The organism is Umezawaea beigongshangensis (genome assembly GCF_016464305.1).
Lineage (GTDB): Bacteria > Actinomycetota > Actinomycetes > Mycobacteriales > Pseudonocardiaceae > Umezawaea_A > Umezawaea_A beigongshangensis.
Genome location: NZ_JAEIOJ010000004.1, coordinates 115,312 through 135,483, shown reverse-complemented (window position 1 = coordinate 135,483; position 20,172 = coordinate 115,312). Strand labels below are relative to the sequence as shown.

Here is a 20,172-nt window from a genome sequence, read left to right as displayed (position 1 = left end):
ATTGTGCCGCACGCCGTGCCGGGACGTGTGCGCACGTGCCACCCTTCCCGTGTGCGGATGCTCCTGGTGTTGCCGGTGCTGGTGCTGACGGGGGCGTGCTCGGCGTCGCCCGTGCCCGTCGCGGAGCCGCCGGAGGTGCTCGCGCTGCGCCCCGAGGTGATCGCGCGGCTCCCGCACGACGCCGACGCGTTCACCCAGGGCCTGGAGCTGGCCGACGGCGTCCTCTACGAGGGCACGGGTCTCCGGGGGCGGTCGTCCCTGCGCGCGAGCGACCCGGACACCGGCCGGGTCGACGAGCGGGTGGACCTGCCGGCCGACCTGTTCGGCGAGGGGATCACCGTCGTCGGCGACCGGATCTGGCAGATCACCTGGCGCGACGGCGTCGCCGTCGAGCGGGACCGGGCCACGCTGGCCGAGCTCCGCCGCGTGTCCTACGACGGCGAGGGCTGGGGGCTGTGCCACGACGGCGCGCGGCTGGTCATGAGCGACGGCTCGCCGGAGCTGACGTTCCGCGACCGGACCAGCTTCGCCGAGACGGGCCGGGTGACCGTGACCCGCGACGGCACGCCCGTGGAGGAGCTGAACGAGCTGGAGTGCGTCGGCGGCGCGGTGTGGGCGAACGTGTGGCAGACCGACGAGATCGTCCGCGTCGACCCCGCCTCCGGCCGCGTGACGGCGGTCGCGGACCTCGCCGCTCTGAAGCCCGCCGGCGCGTCCGGCGTCCTCAACGGCATCGCCGCGGTGCCCGGCACGGACGAGTTCCTCGTCACCGGGAAGAACTGGCCGACCACCTTCCGGGTGCGGCTGGTCGGGGGCCCGTGACGCGGTCCGCCGGATTTCCGCGCGCACACGGCCCTATGGTCCGGGGATCATGGACGTAGACCTGGGGAACGTAGAGCGCGCGGCCAGGACCATCGACCCGGTGTTCCGCCGCACTCCGCAGTACCGCGACGACCTGCTCGACGAGGCGCTCGACGCGCGGGTGGTGGTCAAGGTCGAGACGGCCAACCCGCTGCGCAGCTTCAAGGGGCGCGGGGTGGACTTCGCGACCTCGCGGCTGGAGCGGGGAACGCGGGTGGTCTGCGCCTCGGCCGGGAACTTCGGTCAGGCACTGGCGTACGTGGGCCGCAAGCGCGGCTTCCACGTCGAGGTGTTCGTCTCCGCCACCGCGTCGGAGAGCAAGGTGGAGCGGATGCGCGCGATGGGGGCGCGCGTCGTGCCGGTCGAGGGCGACTTCACCGACGCCAAGACGCGGGCCCGCGACCACGCGCGCGGTGGGAACCGGGTGTTCCTGGAGGACGGCAGGGAGCCCGCGCTGGCCGAGGGCGCGGGCAGCATCGCGGTGGAGCTGCTCCCGGCCGGGCCGTTCGACACGATCTACGTGCCCCTGGGCGACGGGTCGCTCATCGCCGGGATCGCCGTGTGGTCCAAGAAGCACGCCCCGCGCACGCGCGTCGTCGGCGTGTGCGCCCAGGGCGCGCCCAGCATGGCCGACAGCTGGCAGGTCGGTCAGGTCGTGCAGTCCGACCGCGCGGACACGATCGCGGACGGACTGGCGGTGCGCACGCCGGTGCGCGAGTCCCTCACCCGGCTGGTGGAGGTCGTGGACGACGTGGTGCTCGTCTCGGACGACGCGATGCGCTCGGCCGTGGACCTGGCGCGGCGCACGCTCGGTCTCGTGCTGGAGCCGTCGGGGGCGGCGGGGCTGGCGGCCATCGCCGCGTACGCGCCCTCGCGCGAGCGCTGCGCGACCGTTCTCACCGGGGGAAACGCCGACCCCGGGGAGTGAACGCCACACACGGGCGGTCCCGTTCGGGCAGGATGAGAGCGTGAAGCGATCCGGCTCCGAAGAACCGTCGCGGGGCGCTCCGCGCACCAGGGGGTGGAGCGGCGGCAGGAGGACGCGCCGGGAGCCGGGCCGGCACGAGGGCGTCGTCCAGTGGCCGCCCCGGCAGCAGGCGCCGGCGCCCCAGCCTCACCGGCAGCCACCACCTCCGCCTCCCCGGCAGCCCGCCGGGCGCAGGCCGTGGGAGGAGGACGAGGACTTCGTCACCCGGCCCGTGCGGCGACCTCCGCCGCCGGGACGCCCGCGCGACACCAGGCCGTACCCGACGGGCGTGCCGCCGCTGGACGAGCACCGGCTGGAGCCCCCGGACGAGCGGCGGACCACGCCGCAGCTGCCGAAGAAGCTGACCGTGACGCGCGTCGCCTTCTGGCGGTGGCGCCAGTTCGGGCAGCAGGGGGTCACGACGTTCCGCCGCGCCCTGCACGCCGACGGCGCGAAGCAGTCCGGCCTGTCGTCGCTCACCTACGCGGTGATGCTGAACTACGCCGCCGACGCCGCGATGGCCGTGGCGCTGGCGAACACGCTGTTCTTCTCCGCCGCCGCCGGGGAGAGCAAGGGCAAGGTCGCCCTGTACCTGCTGATCACGGTCGCGCCGTTCGCGCTCGTCGCGCCGGTCATCGGCCCGGCGCTGGACCGCGTCCAGCGGGGCCGCCGCTTCGCGCTCGCGGCGTCGTGCCTGCTGCGGGTGCTGCTGACGATCGTGATGGCGCTGCACTTCGACGACTGGATGCTCTACCCGGCCGCGCTGGGCTCGATGGTGCTGTCCAAGTCGTTCACCGTGCTGAAGTCCGCGATCACGCCGCGCGTGCTGCCGCCGGACATCACGCTGTCCAGGACGAACGCCCGCACGACGGTGTTCGGCCTCGCCGCGGGCGGGGTGTTCGGCGCGGTCGCGGCGGGGCTGTCGGTCCCGTTCGGTCCGGCGGGCGCGCTGTGGTTCACCGCCGTGCTGTCCGCCACGAACGCCTGGACCTGCCTGCGCATCCCCTCGCGGGTCGAGGTGACCGAGGGCGAGGTGCCGGCGTCGCTGCGGCGGGCGCCGCACCGCGCCCGGCGGCAGCCGCTGGGCCGGCACGTCGTGGTCGCGCTGTGGGGCAACGGCAGCGTCCGGATGCTGACCGGCTTCCTGATGCTGTTCTCGGCGTTCGTGGTGCGCGCGCAGACCGAGGGCGACGCGTTCATGCAGCTCCTGCTGCTGGGCGTGATCGCGGGCGCGGCCGGGATCGGCAGCTTCGCCGGCAACGCGATCGGCGCGCGGACGCACTTCGGCGACCCGGACCGGACGACGGTCCTCGCCGTCTCCGCGGCGCTCGCGTCGGTCGTGGTGGCCGCGGTGCTGCCCGGCCTGGTCACGGCGGCGGTCGTCGGGTTCGTCGGCGCGACCGCCTCGTCGCTGGCCAAGATCAACCTGGACGCGGTGATCCAGGACGACCTGCCGGAGCGGTCGCGGGCGTCGGCGTTCGGCCGCTCCGAGACGATCCTCCAGCTCACCTGGGTCTTCGGCGGCGCGCTGGGCGTGCTGCTGCCCCCGGACTACCGGATCGGCTTCGCGGTGCTGGCCGCGCTGCTCGCGCTGGGACTCGTGCAGACGGTCCAGTGCCGCCGCGGCACGTCGCTGATCCCCGGCCTGGGCGGTGACCGGCCCGTTCACCCCAACGCGGTGCAGGAGACCGACAAGTTCACCGAACGGCCGAGGCCGTAGGCTCGCTCGACGTGCGCCCAGTTCTGACCGTCTCCCTGGCAGCCGCTGGTCTCGTCCTGGCCGGGTGCTCCGCACCCCCGGACCCCGAGGTCACGTTCTACGCGGCCGGCACCACGATCGACGTCGGCCCGACCCAGCTGTGCGACGTCGCGCTGAACGAGTGCGAGGCGTTCCCCGGGGCCGCCGGAGCACTGCGGGTGCCGCCGGGCCGTCCGCTCCAGATCTCGGTGCCGGGCGAGGTCGCCGAGACGCCGTGGACGGTCGTGTTCAGCTACCGCAACGCCGCCGGTGAACCGCAGGAGCCCGCGCGCAGCCGCATCTTCACGAAGGACGAGCAGTACGCCTACACGCTGACGCTGCCGGACCCCGGTGACCAGCTGGAGACGGTGGAGGTGCAGCAGCTCGGTGCCGCCCTGACCCCGGACGGCACCGACCTCCAGTTCTTCACGCGGGCGACCTGGGTGCTGTCGATCGACGACCGCGGCTGATCGGGCGGATCACGGGTCCAGCTCCCTGGCGACCGCGCGGACCAGGTCGGCGATCAGCTTGATGTTCTTGCGATCGGGGTAGCGGCCGCGGCGCAGGTCCGGCTGGACCTTCACCTCCAGCACCTTGATCATGTCGTCGATCAGGCCGTGCAGCTCCTCGGCGGGACGGCGACGCGCCTCCACCACGGAGGGGGCCGGATCGACGAGCCGGACGCTCAGCGCCTGCGGGCCGCGCCTGCCCTCGGCCATGCCGAACTCGATGCGCTGACCGGCCTTCAGGCCCTCCACCCCCGGGGGCAGGGCCGACGCCCGGACGTAGACGTCCTCGCCACCGTCCTGGGTGACGAAGCCGAAGCCCTTCTCGGAGTCGTACCACTTGACCTTGCCGGTCGGCACCGCTCTCACCGTTCCTCTGCATCAACACGACGAACGCGCCCCGGGGCGTACCTGGGACGCGTCCCCCCAGAGTAGCCAGAACACTCCCGTCCGGGCACCTCCAAAGGCGTACTACCCTGGAGGCATGACCGCCGCAGCACCCCGTCCGAAGACGTTGCCGATCGCCGTGGCGCTGTTCGCCGCGGGTGTGCTGGCGCTCGTGGTGGTCTTCGGCCTGTTCGCCGCCGGGTACACCGAGATGCCGCTCTGGCTGAGCGTGGCGGCCTGCCTGCTCACCCCGATCGGCCTGGCGATGGCCGTGCTCAGCGTGGTGCGCGACTCGCGACGCGAGCGCTGAGCCGCTCCGCGTTCGCGGCCAGCCACGCCGGGAACCCGGTCAGGTCGGTCAGCACCACGTCGGCTCCGGCGCGCTCCAGCTCCTCCGCCGAGCACGGTCCGGTGACCACGCCCACGGACTCGGCTCCCGCCGCCTTCGCGCCGTGCACGTCACCGGTGTGATCTCCGACGTACACCGCCGCGTCGTGCTGCTTCAGCACGTCGGCCTTGCCCGTGGACCACAGCTCGCCGTGCAGGTGGTCGACCTCCCAGCCGAGCGCGGCCAGGTGCAGCGCCGCGTTGCGCCCGTACTTCCCGGTCACGACGACGACCTGCCCGCCGAGGGCGCGCACGGCCCCCAGCGACGCGGCGGCCCCCGGCAGCGCGCGGGTCGAGGGCACCACGACGTCCGGGTAGAGGGCGCGGAACCGCGCGACGAGGCCGGGGATCTCCTCCTCCGGCACGCCGAACTGCCGGAACGTCAGGTCCAGCGGCGGTCCGAGGTTCGCGGCGAAGTGCTCGCCGTCGATCGCGTGGCCGGTCTCGCGGGCGAGGGCGTCCATGACGGCCACCATGCCGGGTCTCGGGTCGATGAGGGTCATGTCGAGGTCGAAACCGACGGTCAGCCGCACGCCAGCACTCTACGTGCCGCCACCGGCGCCGATCCGCCCGTGCCGACGCCCCGCCCGCGTGATCAGCGCCGGGTCGGGCGGTCCGCCGCCGCCACCGCGGGCACGATCAGCCCCGACTCGTAGGCCACGACGACGGCCTGCGCGCGGCTGGTCAGGTGCAGCTTGCCCATCGTCCTCTTGACGTGGGTCTTGACCGTGGCCTCGCTGAGCACGAGCCGCTGGGCGATCTCGCCGTTGCTCAGGCCGTTGCCGACCAGGCGCAGCACCTCCGTCTCCCGCGCGGTCAGCACCGACAGCCGCGGCGCACCGGCGGCCGCCGCGCGGTGCTGCTGGGCGTGCGACTCGATCAGCCGCCTGGTGATCCGCGGCGCGAGCAGGACGTCGCCCGCCGCGACCGCGTGCACCGCGGCGATGATCCGCTCCGGCGGCGTGTCCTTGAGCAGGAAGCCCGCGGCGCCCTCGCCGAGCGCCGTGTAGACGTACTCGTCCAGGTCGAAGGTGGTCAGCACGATCACCCGGGGCGGGTCCTCGCCGGCCGCGGCCAGGATCTGCCGGGTGGCGGCGATGCCGTCCAGCACGGGCATCCTGACGTCCATCAGGATCACGTCGGGTGCGACCTCGGCGGCCAGCGCCACGGCCTGCGCGCCGTCGGCGGCCTGGCCCACGACCTCCAGCCCCGGCGCCGCCGTGAACAGGGCGGCCAGCCCCGCCCGGATCAGGGCCTGGTCGTCGACGACGAGCACGCGGATCGTCACAGCGCACCGCCGCTCACCGGCAGGCGGACGGACACGGCGAACCCGCCGTGCTCCCCCGGTCCCGCGTCGAGGACGCCGCCGTACAGCTCGGCGCGCTCGCGCATCCCCCGGATGCCGTACGAGGCCGCCACCGGACCCCGGTGCGAGCGGGACGCCGTGCCGTCGTCGGTCACCCGGAGCGTGAGCGTGCGCTCGCCGTAGTCCAGCTCGACGCGCGCGCTGGCCGGTCCCGCGTGCTTGAGCACGTTGGTCAGCGACTCCTGCGCCACGCGGTAGGCGCACAGGTCCGGCCCCGGCGGCAGCTCGCGGACCTCGCCCGTGACGACCACCTCGACGGGGAGTCCCGCGCCGCGCGTGCGCTCCACCAGCTCGTCCAGCATCGCCAGCCCCGGCTGCGGGCTGAGGTCGGTGTCGTCGGCGTCGGCGTCGGTGTCGTCGGCGCCGGTGTCGACGCGCAGCACGTCGAGCAGGTGGCGCATCTCCGCCAGCGCCTCGCGGCTGGTGCCGGCCACGGTGTCCAGCGCGGTGCGGGCGGTCGGCAGGTCGGTGTCCAGCACGTACCGCGCCACGCCCGCCTGGAGCGAGATGACGGACATGTGGTGCGCGACGACGTCGTGCAGCTCCCTGGCGATGCGCACGCGCTCGTCGGCCACCGCCCGCGCCGCCTTCTCGGCGAGCCGTTCGGTGCGCTCCCCCCACCGCCTGGTGCTCTCCCCGAGGACCCACGCACCCAGGGTCACCAGCACCGCCTGCACCACCTGCGCCCACGCGAACGGGTGCGGGAGCGTCGAGAAGCAGAACACCTCGGCGACCGTCGCCGCCAGGAACACGACGGCGGCCACCCACCGGGGCCGCAGCGTCGCCACGGTGAACATCCCGATGAGCATCCCGACGCCGCCGTTGGGGAACGTCCCGAAGCCCAGCAGGCTGAAGGCGGCCAGCGCGCTCACCACGACCACCATCACCAGGACCGGCGCCCACTGGCGCAGGGCGACCGGCGCCACCGTGAGCGCGGCCACCAGGTGCGCGACCCACCCGGCCCCTCCGTCGATCCCGGCGAGGGTGGCCGCGGTCAGCGCCGTCAGCACGACGGCCAGCAGCACGTCCGACAGGACCGGTCTCAGGTTCACCCGCACACCTGCACGGTATCCACCGCGCGGCGGCGCGGTCGCCAGCCGCTGGTGGCATCTCCGGCTACCACCTGCGGGGTAGCCGGAGACCCCGGCGCCCCTACGGGCGCGGGAACGTCACGCCGAGCGCGTCCAGGGCTCGGGTCATCGTCCGCATCACGGCCACCGTGTCGGCGTGCGGCATCCGGGGGCTCTCCACGTCCCCGGCGCGCACCCGGTCCACGACCTCCTGGATCTGGTAGGTGTACCCGGCGCCGTCCAGGGCGACCGTCCGCGTCCGCGGCTCCTCGCCGGTGCGGTGCACGGTGATCGCCTCGGGGCGGAAGAACGGGTCGTGGACCTCGACGCGGCCCATCGTGCCCACGACCGTCGCCCGCACGGCGGGAGCCGTCACCAGCGACGCGCTGAGCAGGGCGTGCGCGCCGCCGGGGTACCCGAGCAGCAGGCCGATCTCGGCGTCCACGCCGCTCGGGGCGAGCGAGCCGTGCGCGTGCACGACCGAGGGCTCCCCGAGCAGCAGGTGCGCGAACGACACCGGGTACACGCCCAGGTCGAGCAGGGAACCGCCGCCCATCGCCGGGTTCCACAGCCTGGCCCGCGCGTCGTAGTCGGCGACGAAGCCGAAGTCGGCGTGCACCGTGCGCACGTCGCCGATCGTCCCGTCCGCGACGAGGGCCCCCAGTTCGCGGACCAGCGGGTTGAACCGCGTCCACATGGCCTCCATGAGGAACAGCCCGCGATCGCGCGCCAGCGCGACCAGGTCCTCCGCGTCGGCGACGGTCAGCGTGAAGGCCTTCTCGCACAGCACGTGCTTCCCGGCCAGCAGCGCGTCGCGGGCGACCTCGTGGTGCTGGGCGTGCGGCGTCGCCACGTAGACGACCTCGACGTCCGGGTCGGCCAGCAGCTCGTGGTGGTCGCCGTAGGGTCGCGGGATGCCGTGCCGCTCGGCGAACTCGCGCGCCCTGTCGATCCTCCGCGACGACACCGCGAGCACCTCGACGTCCGGCACCCGCAGCATGTCACCCGTCACGACCTCGGCGATGCCACCGGTCGCGATCACTCCCCAACGCACTCGTTCGGCCACCGCGGCAGCTTAATCGGGGAACGCGTCGCGCCGTCCTCCGTGGACGACCGGAGGCACGGGGCCGCTCCGGAACGCGATCCGGGGAGACCGGGCGGGCGCCGCGTCCGCGGCTACCGCTCCGTCACCGTCTCGGAGCCGCCGGCCCCCGGCCCGGCCTCGTAGGGCAGGGGGACGACCAGGCACGGGCCGCCGCTGTAGAGCCCGGCGTCCACGGCCACGACCTTGCCGTCGGCGTACACGAGCGGGCCGTCGATCTCCTCCGGCGGCACGCCCATCTGGTCGGCGATGACGCTGTGGCCGTGCACGACCCGGCTGCCGCCCAGCGCCTCCAGCACGTGGTCCACGGTGTCCGAGCCGTGCGGGCCGCGGAAGGCGTAGCGCGTCGTCATCCTGCGCCACACCTCCCACCACTCGCTCAGGTCGTCGCTCGCCAGCACGGCGCGCACCGCGTCGTTGATCTCCTCGACGGTGCCGCCCCACTCCAGGTACGCCGTCGTGTCCGAGTGCATCAGCAGGTGGTCGTCGACCACGGCGAGCACCGGGCAGTTCGTCAGCCACGCGACGTGCTCGTCGGTCAGCCGGTCCTGGTCGCTGCGCAGACCGCCGTTGATCAGCCAGCTGCGGGCGAAGCTGCGCGGGCCCTGGCTGCCGGGCACCTGCTCGTCGCCGAAGCGGCGCATCCCCAGCAGCAGGATCTCGTGGTTGCCGACGAGGGCGTGCACCGCGCCGCCCGCCTCGGCCGCCTGCCGCGACAGCGTCATGACGAGTTCGATCACGCCCACGCCGTCGGGGCCGCGGTCGACGAAGTCGCCCAGGAACCACAGCTCGGAGTTCCCCCCGGCCCAGTTGCCCTCCGCGTCGAGCAGGCCGGTGTCGTGCAGCGCGTGGACGAGTTCGGCGAGGTGCCCGTGCACGTCGCCGACCACGTGCAGAGGCCGTGGGTCGGTGGTCACAGCAGCGACGATAAGCGAAGTGGCGGTGCCGCGCCGAAACGCGGAGGGGACGGGAGCCGCGGTGTCGCCCGCCGACCGCGCGCGGCACCCGTCCGATCACGCCGGGTGGTTCAACCGATCACGTCGGCGGGCTTCCCGGCGAACGGATCGGCCGAGTGGCCGACCAGTTCCGCGATGGAGCCGACGACCCTCGTGGGCCGGAACGGGTACAGCTCGGCCGTGGAGTCGGCCGAGATGCCGCTGAGCACCAGGACGGTCTGCAACCCGGCCTCCAGGCCCGACCGGACGTCGGTGTCCATCCGGTCGCCGATCATCAGGGTGTTCTCCGAGTGCGTGCCCAGCGCGCGCAGCGCCGAGCGCATCATCAGCGGGTTCGGCTTGCCCACGTAGTACGGGGCACGGCCGGACGCGCGCTCGATCAGCGCGGCCACCGCGCCGGTGGCGGGCAGCGAGCCCTCGCGGGACGGACCGGTCGCGTCGGGGTTGGTCGCGATGAACTTCGCGCCCTCCTCCACCAGGCGGATGGCCCTGGTGATGGCGGTGAAGCTGTAGGTGCGGGTCTCGCCCAGCACCACGTAGTCGGGGTCGCGGTCGGTCAGGACGTACCCGGCCTCGTGCAGCGCGGTGGTCAGCCCGGCCTCGCCGATGACGAACGCGGAGCCGTTGGGGCGCTGCGAGTCGAGGAACTTGGCCGTCGCCAGCGCCGACGTCCAGATCGACGACTCGGGCACGTCGAGCCCCGTGCGCAGCAACCGGGCCCGCAGGTCGCGGGGCGTGTAGATCGAGTTGTTGGTCAGGACCATGAACGGGACCTCGTTCGCGCGCAGCTCGGCGACGAACTCGTCCGCGCCGGGGATCAGGTGCTCCTCGTGCACCAGGACCCCGTCCATGTCCATCAGGTAGTTCCAGCGCTTGGGCTCGCTCTCCGACATGCGCCCATGATTCACCCGCTGGAGAGGGCGCGGCCAGCTCACGACCCGACGACGTGCCCGCGGGACTCCTCGATCAGCTCCCGGTCGCAGCGCTCGGCCACGGCGCGCTCCCCCGGCACCGCACGTGGCCGGAGCGCTCCAGCGCCGAGAGGCGCGGCGCCGCTGCGCGCGGTGACCCGACGTGCACCCGTCGCTCCAGGAGCACCACTCGCCCGTGTCAGCGGATTACTCTGGGGAAGGTGACTGCGGTGAACCTGGGAGTCCCCGTCGTGCGCAGCGCGCCCGACGTGTCCGCACGACCCGAATCGCCCCACCTCGTGGACCGCTTCGGCCGGGTGGCCACGGACCTGCGGGTGTCGCTGACCGACCGCTGCAACCTGCGGTGCACCTACTGCATGCCCGCCGAGGGGCTGGACTGGCTGCCGAAGCCGGAACTGCTGAGCGACGACGAACTGGCCCGGCTCGTCTCGATCGCGGTGACGCGGCTCGGTGTGACGGACGTGCGGTTCACCGGTGGCGAACCGCTGCTGCGACCCGGCATCGAGAAGGTGATCGCCGCCACCACCGCGCTCTCCCCGAGGCCGAATACGTCCATGACGACCAACGGCATCACCCTCGCCAAGCGTGCGGCGGGACTCGCCGAGGCCGGGCTGGACCGGGTGAACGTGTCGCTGGACACCCTGGACCCGGCGCGGTTCCACGAGATGACCAGGCGCGACCGCATCTCCGACGTGTTCGCCGGCATGGCCGCGGCGCGCGACGCGGGGCTGACCCCGGTGAAGGTCAACTCGGTGCTGCTGCGCGGGGTGAACGACGACGAGGCCGTCCCCCTGCTGCGCTTCGCGCTGGAGAACGGCTACCAGCTCCGCTTCATCGAGCAGATGCCGCTGGACCCCCAGCACGGCTGGGACCGGTCGAGCATGGTGACGGCGGAGGAGATCCTCGACGCGCTCGGCCGCGAGTTCACCCTCGCGCCGGAGTCGACGGATCGCGGGGGCGCACCAGCCGAGCGGTGGCTGGTCGACGGCGGTCCCGCGGTCGTCGGCGTGATCGCGTCGGTGACCCGGCCGTTCTGCGCCGCGTGCGACCGCACGAGGCTCACCGCGGACGGACAGCTGCGCAACTGCCTGTTCAGCACGAGCGAGACGGACCTGCGGGCACCGCTGCGGGCCGGGGCGACCGACGAGGAGATCGCGGACCTGTGGCGGGGCACGATGTGGGCCAAGGCGGCGGGGCACGGGATCAACCGGGCCGGGTTCGACCAGCCCGACCGGCCCATGAGCGCGATCGGGGGCTGAGGGTGACGCGGGTGACCGTGCGGTACTTCGCGGGGGCGCGCGCCGCCGCGGGCGTGCAGGACGAGAGCGTCGAACTGCCGGGTGAGCCGACCGTGGCCGACGCGCTGTCGGCGGTGCGCGACCGCCACGGCGACGCGCTCGCGCGCGTGCTGACCGCCTCCAGCTTCCTGCTGGACGGCGTGGCCGTGCGGGACCGGTCCGCGCCGGTGCCACCGGGGGCGCTGCTGGACGTGCTCCCTCCGTTCGCCGGTGGCTGACCGCGATTGATCGGTACCCCTCCGGAGCGGATCTCAACCCCTCGTCGATCTCCTCCGCCGGGTGATTCACGGCTAGTGAGACAGTCACGGTCAGCTCAAGAGTGCCCTCGGAAGCGTGAGCCACGCCTCACCTACTGTGATCAATTCTGAATGGTCTCAGAACGGAAACAGACCGATAACGGCGCTCCTACCTGCGAAAACATGGGTGATCGACTGACGTAGCGCCGCGTTACTATGACTTGGGTCACACCCGCTACCGTTTGGCGTCCCGGCTCCGGTTACGTACGGTCGCTAATCGGCTGGCCCCGAATCCAGCCAGAGCACCACCGGGACCGAGCACCGAGCCCTGTCCAAGCGGTTCCCGGCACATACCCCGAGCGAGAGAACTCTGCTGGACAGGGACTGACGAGCACTCCGGGCCCGAACCCGAGCACGTCGTGCAGGTGCAGCAGGCCGAGAGGGAAATGGCTCTTTACCGAGGCAAGCACCGCAAGATGTCCAACACCGCTCGCGGATTCGCGAAGGTCGCCGTCGCCGGCGCCATCGTCGGAGCGCCGCTGAGCATCGCCGCCGGCACGGCGAGCGCGGAGGGTTCCGGTGTCAACTGGGACGCCGTCGCCGCGTGCGAGAGCGGCGGAAACTGGTCCATCAACACCGGCAACGGCTACTACGGTGGCCTCCAGTTCTCCCCCCAGACCTGGGCCGGCCACGGTGGCCAGGGCAGTGCGGCGAACGCTTCCCGCGAGGAGCAGATCGCCGTCGCCGAGCGCGTCATGCAGACCCAGGGCATCGGTGCCTGGCCCGTCTGCGGCCCCAAGGGCCTCGGCGGTGGCGGTAGCGCCGCGCCGGTCCAGCAGCAGCGCGCTCAGGCGCCCGTGCAGCAGCAGGCCCCCGTGCAGCAGCAGGCGCCGGTGCAGAAGCAGGCGCCCGTGCAGAAGCAGGCGCCCGTGCAGCAGGCGCCCGTGCAGCAGGCCGCGCCGGTGACGGTGGCCCTGCCGACGTCGAACCCGAACGGTGACTACGAGATCAAGGCCGGGGACACCCTGTCGAAGATCGCGTCCGAGCTGAAGATCGAGGGCGGCTGGACGGCCCTGGCGGAGAAGAACAAGGACTTCCTGCCGAACCCGGACCTGATCATGGTCGGCCACAAGATCGCCACCAAGTAGGGCCCGCACAGCAGCACCGGACCCCCACCGCACCCCTCGCGGTGGGGGTCCCGCGCGCAGGGGCACGGCCCCGGCGAACCGCGAACGCTCCACTCGCGGTGCCCGAACGCTCCACTCGCGGTGCCCGAGCGCTCAACTCGCGCAGCGGGCGCGCGGCCTCACCGCCTCGCCGAAGGCGAGGCCGGGGTCAGGGGCAGTTCACCCACTCGTCCGTGCCGTCGGTGAAGACCTGGCGCTTCCAGACGGGGAGACGCAGCTTCACCTCGTCGACCAGGTCGGAGCAGGCGGCGAACGCCTCCCGGCGGTGCTCGGCGGCGACGGCGACGGCGAGCGCCACGTCGCCGATGCCGAGCGGGCCGACCCGGTGGGTGACGGCGACGGCGCGCACGCCGCTGTGCCTGGTGGCCAGCTCGGCGACGACGTCGGCGACGACGTCGGCCGCGCTGGGGTGCGCCTGGTACTCCAGCTCGCGCACGGAGCGACCGCCGTCGTGGTCCCGGACGACGCCCGCGAACGTCACCACGGCTCCCGCTCCGGCGTCGTCGACGAGCGCGGCGTGCTCCTCGACCGACAGCGGCTCCTCGGTCACGGTGGCGCGCAGCACGGCCGCCGGGCCGGTGTGCACCGCCCCGTGCGAGTGCCGGTGCGGCTGCGCGGGCGCGTGGTCCCCGCCTCGCAGCTGGTCCACGGCGTGGTCCAGCACGCCGCCCAGGACCTCCAGGCCGTCGCGCACCCCGCCGGTCGAGCCGGGCAGGTTCACCACGAGGGTCCGGCCGGCGACCCCGGCGACGCCGCGCGACAGCACGGAGGTCGGCACGCCGGGCCAGCCCGCCGCGCGGATGGCGTCGGCCAGGCCGGGCACCTCCCGGTCGAGCACGCCGAGGGTCGCCTCGGGGGTCCGGTCGGTGGGGCTGACGCCCGTGCCGCCGGTGGTGATCACCACGTCGACCCCGTCGGCCACGGCCCGTCGCAGCGCGTCGGCCACCGGCTCGCCGTCCGGCACGACCACGGGCTCGCCCACCTCGTAGGAGCGGCCCCGCAGCCACTCCACGATCAGCGGGCCTCCCCGGTCGGCGTACACACCGGCCGAGGCGCGGTTGGAGGCGGTGATGACGCGGGCGGTGTTCATCGGCCCTCCGGTCGGGTCCACGTGCCGCTCTTGCCGCCGTCCTTGCGCTGGACGCGGACCGCGTCCAGGGTGGCGGCGGGGTCCACGGACTTGATCATGTCGTGCAGCGCGAGACCGGCGACGGACACCGCGGTCAGCGCCTCCATCTCGACGCCGGTGCGGTCGGTGGTCCGCACGGTGGCGGTGATCAGCACCTCGTCCGCGCCGAGGACCAGGTCCACCTTCACGCTCGACAGCGAGATGGGGTGGCACAGCGGCACGAGGTCGGAGGTCCGCTTCGCGGCCATGATCCCGGCGATCCTGGCCGTGGCGAGCGCGTCGCCCTTGGGCAGTCCGCTGGAGCCGAGCAGCTCCACCACCTCGGCGGTGGTGCGGACCACACCGGTGGCCACGGCCGTGCGCGCGGTCTGGACCTTGTCGGAGACGTCGACCATGCGGGCGGCGCCGCTGGCGTCGAGGTGGGTGAACTGCTCGCTCATGACAGCGATGCTAGGCGTGCGGGCCGCCCGCCGGAGCGGGGCGGCCCGCACGGCCTCACACCTGCTCGGACACGGCCTTGCGGACGGCCTCGGCCACGGCGGGCGCGACCGTCGTGTCGAACACGCTGGGCACGATGAACGACGCGTTGAGGCGGTCGCCGTCCACGACGTCGGCGATGGCGTGCGCGGCGGCCAGCAGCATCGAGTCGTCGATGGTCCTGGCGTGCGCGTCCAGCAGCCCGCGGAACACGCCGGGGAACGCCAGCACGTTGTTGATCTGGTTCGGGAAGTCGCTGCGGCCCGTGGCCACGACGGCGGCGTGCTTCTGCGCCTCCATCGGGTCGATCTCGGGGTCCGGGTTGGCCAGCGCGAACACGATGGCGTCCGAGTTCATCGTCGCGACCTGCTCGGCGCCGAACAGGTTCGGGGCCGAGACGCCGATGAAGACGTCCGCGCCGACGAGCGCGTCGTGCAGGCGCCCGCTGACGTTGTGCTTGTTGGTCTGGGCGGCGATGGACGCCAGGTTGCTGTCCAGGCCCTCGCGGTCGCGGTGGACGATGCCGTCCACGTCGACGGCGACGACGTCACCGGGGCTCTGCTGGCACAGCAGGCGGATGATGGCCGACCCGGCCGCGCCGACGCCGCAGACGACGACCTTGCAGTCGGAGATCTTCTTGCCGACGACCCGCAGGGCGTTGCGCAGCGCGCCGACGACGACGATCGCCGTGCCGTGCTGGTCGTCGTGGAAGACGGGGATGTCGAGCTTCTCGCGCAGCCGGGCCTCGATCTCGAAGCACCGCGGCGCCGCGATGTCCTCCAGGTTGATGCCGCCGTAGACGGGGGCGATCAGCTCGACCGTGCGGATGATCTCCTCGGTGTCCTGGGTGTCCAGGCAGACCGGCCAGGCGTCGACGCCGGCGAACTTCTTGAACAGCGCCGCCTTGCCCTCCATGACCGGCAGGGCCGCGGCGGGACCGAGGTTGCCCAGGCCCAGCACCGCGGAGCCGTCGGTGACCACGGCGACGGTGTTGCGCTTGATGGTCAGGCGGCGCGCGTCGTCCGGGTTCTCCGCGATGGCCTGGCACACCCTGGCGACGCCGGGGGTGTAGGCGCGGGAGAGGTCGTCGCGGTTGCGCAGCGGGACCTTGGAGCTGATCTCGATCTTGCCGCCGAGGTGGACCAGGAACGTGCGGTCGGAGACCTTGCGGACCTCGATCCCCGGCAGCAGCCCCAGGGTGTCGGTGATGTCCTTCGCGTGGTTCGCGGAGAGCGCGTTGCACGTGAGGTCGATGACGACGCGGTCGGCGTGCGACTCCACGACGTCGAACGCGGTGATCACGCCACCGGCGCGACCGACCGCGCTGGTGAGATCACCCGCGGCACTCGCGGAGGGCGGGGCCTCCAGGCGAACGGTGATCGAGTACCCGGGGCCGGGGACCGGCATCGAACCTCCCACATCGACACAGCTCAAGCAGGTCTTGAGCGTAGTCCCGCCCCGTTCGCAGAACGCGGGCGGCTCGATGTGTGGTCCGGAGCACGCGGCGAGGTGCGGACGTCCTCGCCGCGCGCGCCGGGAGGACTACCTGTTGATCTCGGTCCTCGGGTGCTGGTAGCCGAGCTCGTCGGCGGGGAGCGGGAACACGACCTGCCCGAACGGGGACTGCGCGCCCTGCACCTCGCTCGCGAGCTCGCTCACCGCGTGCTCGCCCTCGGGAGCCTGCGGCCAGCTGGGGTCGATGCGCTCGGGGCGTGCCTTCGCCACGATTCCTCCTCGGTGGTGCCTGTGTCCGGACAAGTGTGCCCCAGACCTCCGGCAGCGCCATATACCGTGGTGCAGATGTCCGGCACCACACTGGCCGACTGGCTGCGCGCGCAGGACGACGCCACCCTCGTGGCGCTGCTGCGCGCACGGCCCGATCTGGCCACGCCGCCTCCCGCGGACACCACCGTGCTCGCCACCCGCACGGGGACCCGCGCGTCCGTCTCGCGGGCCTGCGAGGACCTCGACACGTTCACGCTGTCGGTGCTGGAGTCCCTGCTGGTCCTGGACGCCGACGTGGACCCGGTGCCGCTGCGGGCGGCGACCGCGGTGCTCGGCCGGGACGTGCGGGCGAAGCAGGTCAAGCAGGCGGTCGCGACCCTGCGCTCCCGCGCCCTGGTCTGGGGGGCCGACGACGTGCTGTGCGTGCCGCCCGCCGCCCGCGAGGCGGTGCCGCGCTTCCCCGGCGGCCTGGGCCGCTCCTCCCCGAAGCTCGCCGAGACGAACGTCACCGAACTGGTCGACGGGCTCGACGAGGGCGAGCGGCGGGTGCTGGAGGCGCTGGCCTCCGGTCAGCCGATCGGCCAGACGCGGGACGCGGCCCTGATCGTGCCCCTGGAACGCGCGGAGACGCCCGTGCAGCGGCTCCTGGCGCGCGAGGTGCTGCTGCGCCGCGACCCGTCCACCGTCGAGCTGCCGCGCGAGATCGGCGTGGCGCTGCGCGGCGCGCACCCCATGGGTGAGATCAAGGTCACCGAGCCGCCGCTGCGGACCACGTCGCTGAACCCCGCCACCGTGGACGCCACGGGCGCCGGGGAGGCGCTGGAGGTGCTCCGGCACACCGAGACGCTCGTCGCGAGCTGGTCGGAGGACCCGCCCGCCGTGCTGCGCTCCGGGGGCCTGGGCGTGCGCGAGCTGCGCAAGCTCGCCAGGGACCTGGACGCCGACGAGCGGCGGGCCGCGCTGCTCGTCGAGGTGGCCGTGCACGCCGGGCTGATCGCCGACAGCGAGGGCACCGACCCCGAGTGGGTTCCCACGACGCAGGCCGACGCGTGGCTGCTGACGCCCGTGGAGCAGCGCTGGGCCGCGCTCGCCGCCGCCTGGCTGGACCTGCCGCGGCTGCCCGGCCTCGTCGGGCGGCGCGACGACCGCGACCGGCTGCTCAACCCCCTCGCCGACGAGCTGCGCCACCCCGGCGCCTCCCGCGACCGCAGGCGCGTGCTGGAGGCGCTGGCCGCGCTGGAGCCGGGCACGGCCGCGCCGAGCACCGGGGAGCTGGCCGCCGTGCTCGCCTGGCGCGCGCCCCGGCGCGGCGGGCGGCTGCGCGACGAACTGGTGGCCTGGACCGTCGAGGAGGCGACCGCGTTCGCCGTCGTCGCCCTCGGCGCGGCCACCAGCGCCGGGCGGGTGCTGCTCGACCAGGGCCCCGGCCCGGCGGCCAAGCAGCTCGCCGACGCGCTGCCCGAGCCGGTCGACCACGTCTTCGTGCAGGCCGACCTCACCGTGGTGGCCCCCGGACGGCTGGAGCCGGAGCTGGCCGAGGACATGGCCGCCGTCGCCGACGTCGAGTCGGCCGGGGGCGCCACGGTGTACCGGGTGAGCGAGAACTCCGTGCGCCGCGCCCTGGACTCCGGACGCACGGCGGCCGAGCTCCAGGAGCTGTTCCGCAGCCGCTCGCGCACGCCCGTGCCGCAGTCCCTGACGTACCTGATCGACGACGCGGCCCGCAAGCACGGCCGGTTGCGCGGCGGAGCGGCCGGCGCGTTCCTGCGCTGCGACGACCCCGTGCTGATCGCCGAGGTGCTCGCCCACCCGATCGCCGAACGGCTCGAACTGCGCCGGATCGCCCCGACCGTGCTGGTCGGCCCGCTCCCGCTGGCCGACGTGCTGGACACCCTGCGCGCCGCCGGGTTCTCCCCGTCGGCCGAGGGACCGGACGGCCGCGTCCTGGACCTGCGCCCCGGCGGCAGGCGGATCACCGGCCGCAACCGCGCCCGCCGGGCCGTCTCACCGCCCCCGGCGAGCGACGAGCAGCTCTCCGAGCTGGTGCGGCTCGTGCGGGCCGGTGACCGGGCGGCGAGCACGCCGCGCGGCACGCGGGTGTCCGTGCCGGCCAACCTCGGCTCCGGCCCGTCCGCGACGCTCGCGCTGCTCCAGCGGGCCGCGCGGGAACAGCGCGGTGTGCTGGTCGGCTTCGTCGACTCGCACGGCACGGCCGCCGAGCGGGTCGTCCGGCCGCAGATCGTCGGCGGCGGGGTCCTGGAGGGCGTGGACGTGAGCTACGGCGAGGTGCGCCGCTTCCCCCTGCACCGGATCACGTCCGTCGCGCTCGTCGACGACTAGGCCGCGTTCCGGAGGTCCGTGCCCGGCACCGGCCGTGCCGGGGCGGCCCCCGCCGGACTAGACCTCGGACGCACGACCCGGCACGACGCCGAGGGGCCGCTCCGGTGTCGGAGCGGCCCCTCGGGGTTCGTGCGGTTCCGCGTCAGCCCGCGCGGACGGACATCCACTGCCGCATGGCGTGTTCCACCAACGTGATCAGCGTCTGCTTGGTCGACTGCCGGTTCCGCGCGTCGCACGTGACGATCGGGACCGACTGGTCGATGGTCAGCGCCTCTCGGACGTCCTCGATGCGGTGGTGGAGCAAACCGTCGAAGCAGTTCACCCCGACCACGTACGGCAGCTGCCGGTCGTCGAAGAAGTCGATCGAGGCGAACGCGTCGGCGAGACGGCGGGTGTCGACCAGCACGATCGCGCCGATCGCGCCGCGCACGAGGTCGTCCCACATGAACCAGAACCTGTGCTGACCCGGCGTACCGAACAGGTACAGGATCAGGTCCTGGTCGAGCGAGACACGACCGAAGTCCATCGCCACGGTCGTGGTGACCTTGTTCGGCGTCGCGGACAGGTCGTCCACGCCCGCACTCGCCTCGGTCATCACCGCCTCCGTGGTCAACGGAACGATCTCGGACACCGAGCCGACGAACGTCGTCTTGCCCACGCCGAAGCCACCAGCCACCACGATCTTCGCGGAGGTCGTCGGCTTCCGTACGCCCTCGGCCTGGGGACTAGAGCCTGCGAAGCCCACTGAGCACCCTCTCAAGGAAATCAATGGAAGGCCTGTCCCCCACGACCAAGCCACCCTGGTGAATCAAAACCAATCCAGCACCGGCCATGTCCCCGATGAGCACCCGGGCGACCCCGAGGGGCAGTCGCATGAGTGCGGCGATCTCGGCGACCGAACGGGTGTCGATGCACAACCCGCAGATCGACCGGTGCTCCGGGAGCACCGCCGCATCACGTTCCAGCCCTCGCTCACTGGTGGACACCAGTGCCTCGATCGCCAGATCGTAGTCCGGTCGGGTGCGGCCACCGGTACGCGTGTAGGGACGCACCAGCGACCCGGACTCCGCGGCCGGGTTCTCCTCGCGCCGAACGACCGGCTGGGGGCCGGTCGTGTACGGCGTCTGCTCCGGCACGCTGCTGGGCAGATCGTGCGTACCGAACAGGTCGGCACCGGGACCACCGAACAGCCCGCTGCCGTACCCGTCGATGTCGAACCGGTTCGGGACGTCGTCGTAGTCGTACGACGAATCGTTCACCTCACGCTGAGACATGTCGTCTAGCCCCTGCCCTGTGCCCTCGACCCGTGCGCCTCTGACCCCTGCGCCCTCGGCGTGCTCGGGCTCTTCGTGCCACGTGTTGCGTGCGCTTCCGGCGTTCTCGTCCTCTGCGGGGCCAGCATCGGGCTCGTCGAACTGGAAGCCGCCGCCCGCCCACTCCTGGTAGTTGAAGTTCCTACCGAAGCGACGGCCACCGGCGCCAGGGCGTTCAGCCATTTACTAGTCACC

22 protein-coding genes are annotated in these 20,172 nt (G+C 73.3%); 9 read left to right on the top strand and 13 right to left on the bottom strand.

Features of this window, described 5'->3' with window-relative positions; translation table 11 throughout:
* Positions 1-57: 57 nt before the first annotated feature.
* Genes IMZ35_RS12290 through IMZ35_RS12280 form a run of 4 tightly spaced genes read left to right on the top strand, consistent with a single transcriptional unit; the run spans position 58 to position 4,036 of the window.
* Positions 58-822 (top strand): glutaminyl-peptide cyclotransferase, encoded by a 765-nt coding sequence (locus tag IMZ35_RS12290; RefSeq protein ID WP_199441163.1) that lies wholly within the window; start codon positions 58-60, stop codon positions 820-822.
* Between the two features lie 49 nt (positions 823-871).
* Positions 872-1,789, top strand: a complete 918-nt coding sequence (locus IMZ35_RS30590; protein ID WP_229371734.1) for a threonine ammonia-lyase — start codon at positions 872-874, stop codon at positions 1,787-1,789.
* Between the two features lie 40 nt (positions 1,790-1,829).
* Positions 1,830-3,548 carry an MFS transporter gene (locus tag IMZ35_RS12285; RefSeq protein WP_307867980.1) on the top strand — a complete coding sequence of 573 codons (1,719 nt, stop codon included), beginning with the start codon at positions 1,830-1,832 and terminating at the stop codon, positions 3,546-3,548.
* Between the two features lie 11 nt (positions 3,549-3,559).
* Positions 3,560-4,036 (top strand): DUF2771 family protein, encoded by a 477-nt coding sequence (locus IMZ35_RS12280; RefSeq protein WP_307867979.1) that lies wholly within the window; start codon positions 3,560-3,562, stop codon positions 4,034-4,036.
* Between the two features lie 9 nt (positions 4,037-4,045).
* Here the strand turns inward: IMZ35_RS12280 and IMZ35_RS12275 are convergent, their stop codons facing one another.
* Positions 4,046-4,432 (bottom strand): cold-shock protein, encoded by a 387-nt coding sequence (locus IMZ35_RS12275; protein ID WP_199441521.1) that lies wholly within the window; start codon positions 4,430-4,432, stop codon positions 4,046-4,048.
* Between the two features lie 124 nt (positions 4,433-4,556).
* On the opposite strand from IMZ35_RS12275, the gene IMZ35_RS12270 reads away from it, so the two are divergent.
* Positions 4,557-4,769, top strand: coding sequence for a hypothetical protein (locus IMZ35_RS12270; RefSeq protein ID WP_199441161.1), 213 nt, complete (start codon positions 4,557-4,559; stop codon positions 4,767-4,769).
* On the opposite strand, the gene IMZ35_RS12265 is transcribed toward IMZ35_RS12270, so the two are convergent.
* From IMZ35_RS12265 to IMZ35_RS12240, 6 genes are all read right to left on the bottom strand, one after another.
* Positions 4,735-5,379, bottom strand: coding sequence for an HAD family hydrolase (locus IMZ35_RS12265; RefSeq protein ID WP_199441160.1), 645 nt, complete (start codon positions 5,377-5,379; stop codon positions 4,735-4,737). The two genes, IMZ35_RS12270 and IMZ35_RS12265, sit on opposite strands and share 35 nt — an antisense overlap.
* Before the next feature lie 62 nt (positions 5,380-5,441).
* Entirely contained in the window at positions 5,442-6,134 is a 693-nt protein-coding gene (locus IMZ35_RS12260) for a response regulator (protein WP_199441159.1), read from the bottom strand.
* A complete protein-coding gene (locus IMZ35_RS12255) occupies positions 6,131-7,264 on the bottom strand; it encodes a sensor histidine kinase (protein WP_307867978.1) in 1,134 nt (377 codons plus the stop codon). The genes IMZ35_RS12260 and IMZ35_RS12255 overlap by 4 nt, the downstream gene beginning before the upstream one ends.
* A gap of 100 nt (positions 7,265-7,364) precedes the next feature.
* Positions 7,365-8,348: a Gfo/Idh/MocA family protein gene (locus IMZ35_RS31725; RefSeq protein WP_199441157.1), complete on the bottom strand. Its 984-nt coding sequence runs from the start codon at positions 8,346-8,348 to the stop codon at positions 7,365-7,367.
* Positions 8,349-8,458: 110 nt separating this feature from the next.
* A complete protein-coding gene (locus tag IMZ35_RS12245) occupies positions 8,459-9,301 on the bottom strand; it encodes a metallophosphoesterase (RefSeq protein ID WP_307867977.1) in 843 nt (280 codons plus the stop codon).
* Between the two features lie 110 nt (positions 9,302-9,411).
* Positions 9,412-10,233 carry an HAD-IIA family hydrolase gene (locus IMZ35_RS12240; protein WP_199441156.1) on the bottom strand — a complete coding sequence of 274 codons (822 nt, stop codon included), beginning with the start codon at positions 10,231-10,233 and terminating at the stop codon, positions 9,412-9,414.
* Between the two features lie 239 nt (positions 10,234-10,472).
* On the opposite strand from IMZ35_RS12240, the gene moaA reads away from it, so the two are divergent.
* From moaA to IMZ35_RS12225, 3 genes are all read left to right on the top strand, one after another.
* The gene (gene moaA, locus IMZ35_RS12235; protein ID WP_199441155.1) at positions 10,473-11,531 is read left to right on the top strand and encodes a GTP 3',8-cyclase MoaA; all 1,059 of its coding nucleotides are present in this window, start codon (positions 10,473-10,475) and stop codon (positions 11,529-11,531) included.
* A gap of 2 nt (positions 11,532-11,533) precedes the next feature.
* On the top strand, positions 11,534-11,788 hold the full coding sequence (locus tag IMZ35_RS12230) for a MoaD/ThiS family protein (RefSeq protein WP_199441154.1): 255 nt from the start codon (positions 11,534-11,536) through the stop codon (positions 11,786-11,788).
* Between the two features lie 464 nt (positions 11,789-12,252).
* The gene (locus IMZ35_RS12225) at positions 12,253-12,954 is read left to right on the top strand and encodes a LysM peptidoglycan-binding domain-containing protein (RefSeq protein WP_199441153.1); all 702 of its coding nucleotides are present in this window, start codon (positions 12,253-12,255) and stop codon (positions 12,952-12,954) included.
* Between the two features lie 187 nt (positions 12,955-13,141).
* Here IMZ35_RS12225 and IMZ35_RS12220 read toward each other — a convergent pair whose 3' ends face one another.
* The 4 genes from IMZ35_RS12220 to IMZ35_RS12205 all read right to left on the bottom strand — a co-directional run bounded on the left by IMZ35_RS12220 (position 13,142) and on the right by IMZ35_RS12205 (position 16,324).
* Positions 13,142-14,083 (bottom strand): molybdenum cofactor biosynthesis protein MoaE, encoded by a 942-nt coding sequence (locus IMZ35_RS12220; RefSeq protein ID WP_199441152.1) that lies wholly within the window; start codon positions 14,081-14,083, stop codon positions 13,142-13,144.
* The gene (gene moaC / locus IMZ35_RS12215) at positions 14,080-14,562 is read right to left on the bottom strand and encodes a cyclic pyranopterin monophosphate synthase MoaC (RefSeq protein ID WP_199441151.1); all 483 of its coding nucleotides are present in this window, start codon (positions 14,560-14,562) and stop codon (positions 14,080-14,082) included. Before moaC ends, IMZ35_RS12220 begins: the two co-directional genes overlap by 4 nt.
* A 55-nt stretch (positions 14,563-14,617) precedes the next feature.
* Positions 14,618-16,006: an NAD-dependent malic enzyme gene (locus tag IMZ35_RS12210; RefSeq protein WP_199441150.1), complete on the bottom strand. Its 1,389-nt coding sequence runs from the start codon at positions 16,004-16,006 to the stop codon at positions 14,618-14,620.
* Between the two features lie 135 nt (positions 16,007-16,141).
* Positions 16,142-16,324: a hypothetical protein gene (locus IMZ35_RS12205; protein ID WP_199441149.1), complete on the bottom strand. Its 183-nt coding sequence runs from the start codon at positions 16,322-16,324 to the stop codon at positions 16,142-16,144.
* Between the two features lie 75 nt (positions 16,325-16,399).
* Between IMZ35_RS12205 and IMZ35_RS12200 the strand changes: the two genes are divergently transcribed.
* On the top strand, positions 16,400-18,664 hold the full coding sequence (locus IMZ35_RS12200) for a helicase-associated domain-containing protein (RefSeq protein WP_199441148.1): 2,265 nt from the start codon (positions 16,400-16,402) through the stop codon (positions 18,662-18,664).
* A gap of 142 nt (positions 18,665-18,806) precedes the next feature.
* On the opposite strand, the gene IMZ35_RS12195 is transcribed toward IMZ35_RS12200, so the two are convergent.
* Positions 18,807-19,409 (bottom strand): GTP-binding protein, encoded by a 603-nt coding sequence (locus IMZ35_RS12195; protein ID WP_199441147.1) that lies wholly within the window; start codon positions 19,407-19,409, stop codon positions 18,807-18,809.
* Positions 19,390-20,160 (bottom strand): DUF742 domain-containing protein, encoded by a 771-nt coding sequence (locus IMZ35_RS12190; RefSeq protein WP_229371731.1) that lies wholly within the window; start codon positions 20,158-20,160, stop codon positions 19,390-19,392. The genes IMZ35_RS12195 and IMZ35_RS12190 overlap by 20 nt, the downstream gene beginning before the upstream one ends.
* Between the last annotated feature and the right edge of the window lie 12 nt (positions 20,161-20,172).

Excerpts from the sequence above, each read along its gene's own strand:
- IMZ35_RS12290 (WP_199441163.1), top strand. The coding sequence starts at position 58 with ATGCTCCTGGTGTTGCCGGTGCTGGTGCTGACGGGGGCGTGCTCGGCG.
- IMZ35_RS30590 (WP_229371734.1), top strand. The coding sequence starts at position 872 with ATGGACGTAGACCTGGGGAACGTAGAGCGCGCGGCCAGGACCATCGAC.
- IMZ35_RS12270 (WP_199441161.1), top strand. The coding sequence starts at position 4,557 with ATGACCGCCGCAGCACCCCGTCCGAAGACGTTGCCGATCGCCGTGGCG.
- IMZ35_RS12240 (WP_199441156.1), bottom strand. The coding sequence starts at position 10,233 with ATGTCGGAGAGCGAGCCCAAGCGCTGGAACTACCTGATGGACATGGAC.
- IMZ35_RS12225 (WP_199441153.1), top strand. The coding sequence starts at position 12,253 with ATGGCTCTTTACCGAGGCAAGCACCGCAAGATGTCCAACACCGCTCGC.
- IMZ35_RS12220 (WP_199441152.1), bottom strand. The coding sequence starts at position 14,083 with ATGAACACCGCCCGCGTCATCACCGCCTCCAACCGCGCCTCGGCCGGT.
- moaC (WP_199441151.1), bottom strand. The coding sequence starts at position 14,562 with ATGAGCGAGCAGTTCACCCACCTCGACGCCAGCGGCGCCGCCCGCATG.
- IMZ35_RS12210 (WP_199441150.1), bottom strand. The coding sequence starts at position 16,006 with ATGCCGGTCCCCGGCCCCGGGTACTCGATCACCGTTCGCCTGGAGGCC.
- IMZ35_RS12200 (WP_199441148.1), top strand. The coding sequence starts at position 16,400 with ATGTCCGGCACCACACTGGCCGACTGGCTGCGCGCGCAGGACGACGCC.
- IMZ35_RS12190 (WP_229371731.1), bottom strand. The coding sequence starts at position 20,160 with ATGGCTGAACGCCCTGGCGCCGGTGGCCGTCGCTTCGGTAGGAACTTC.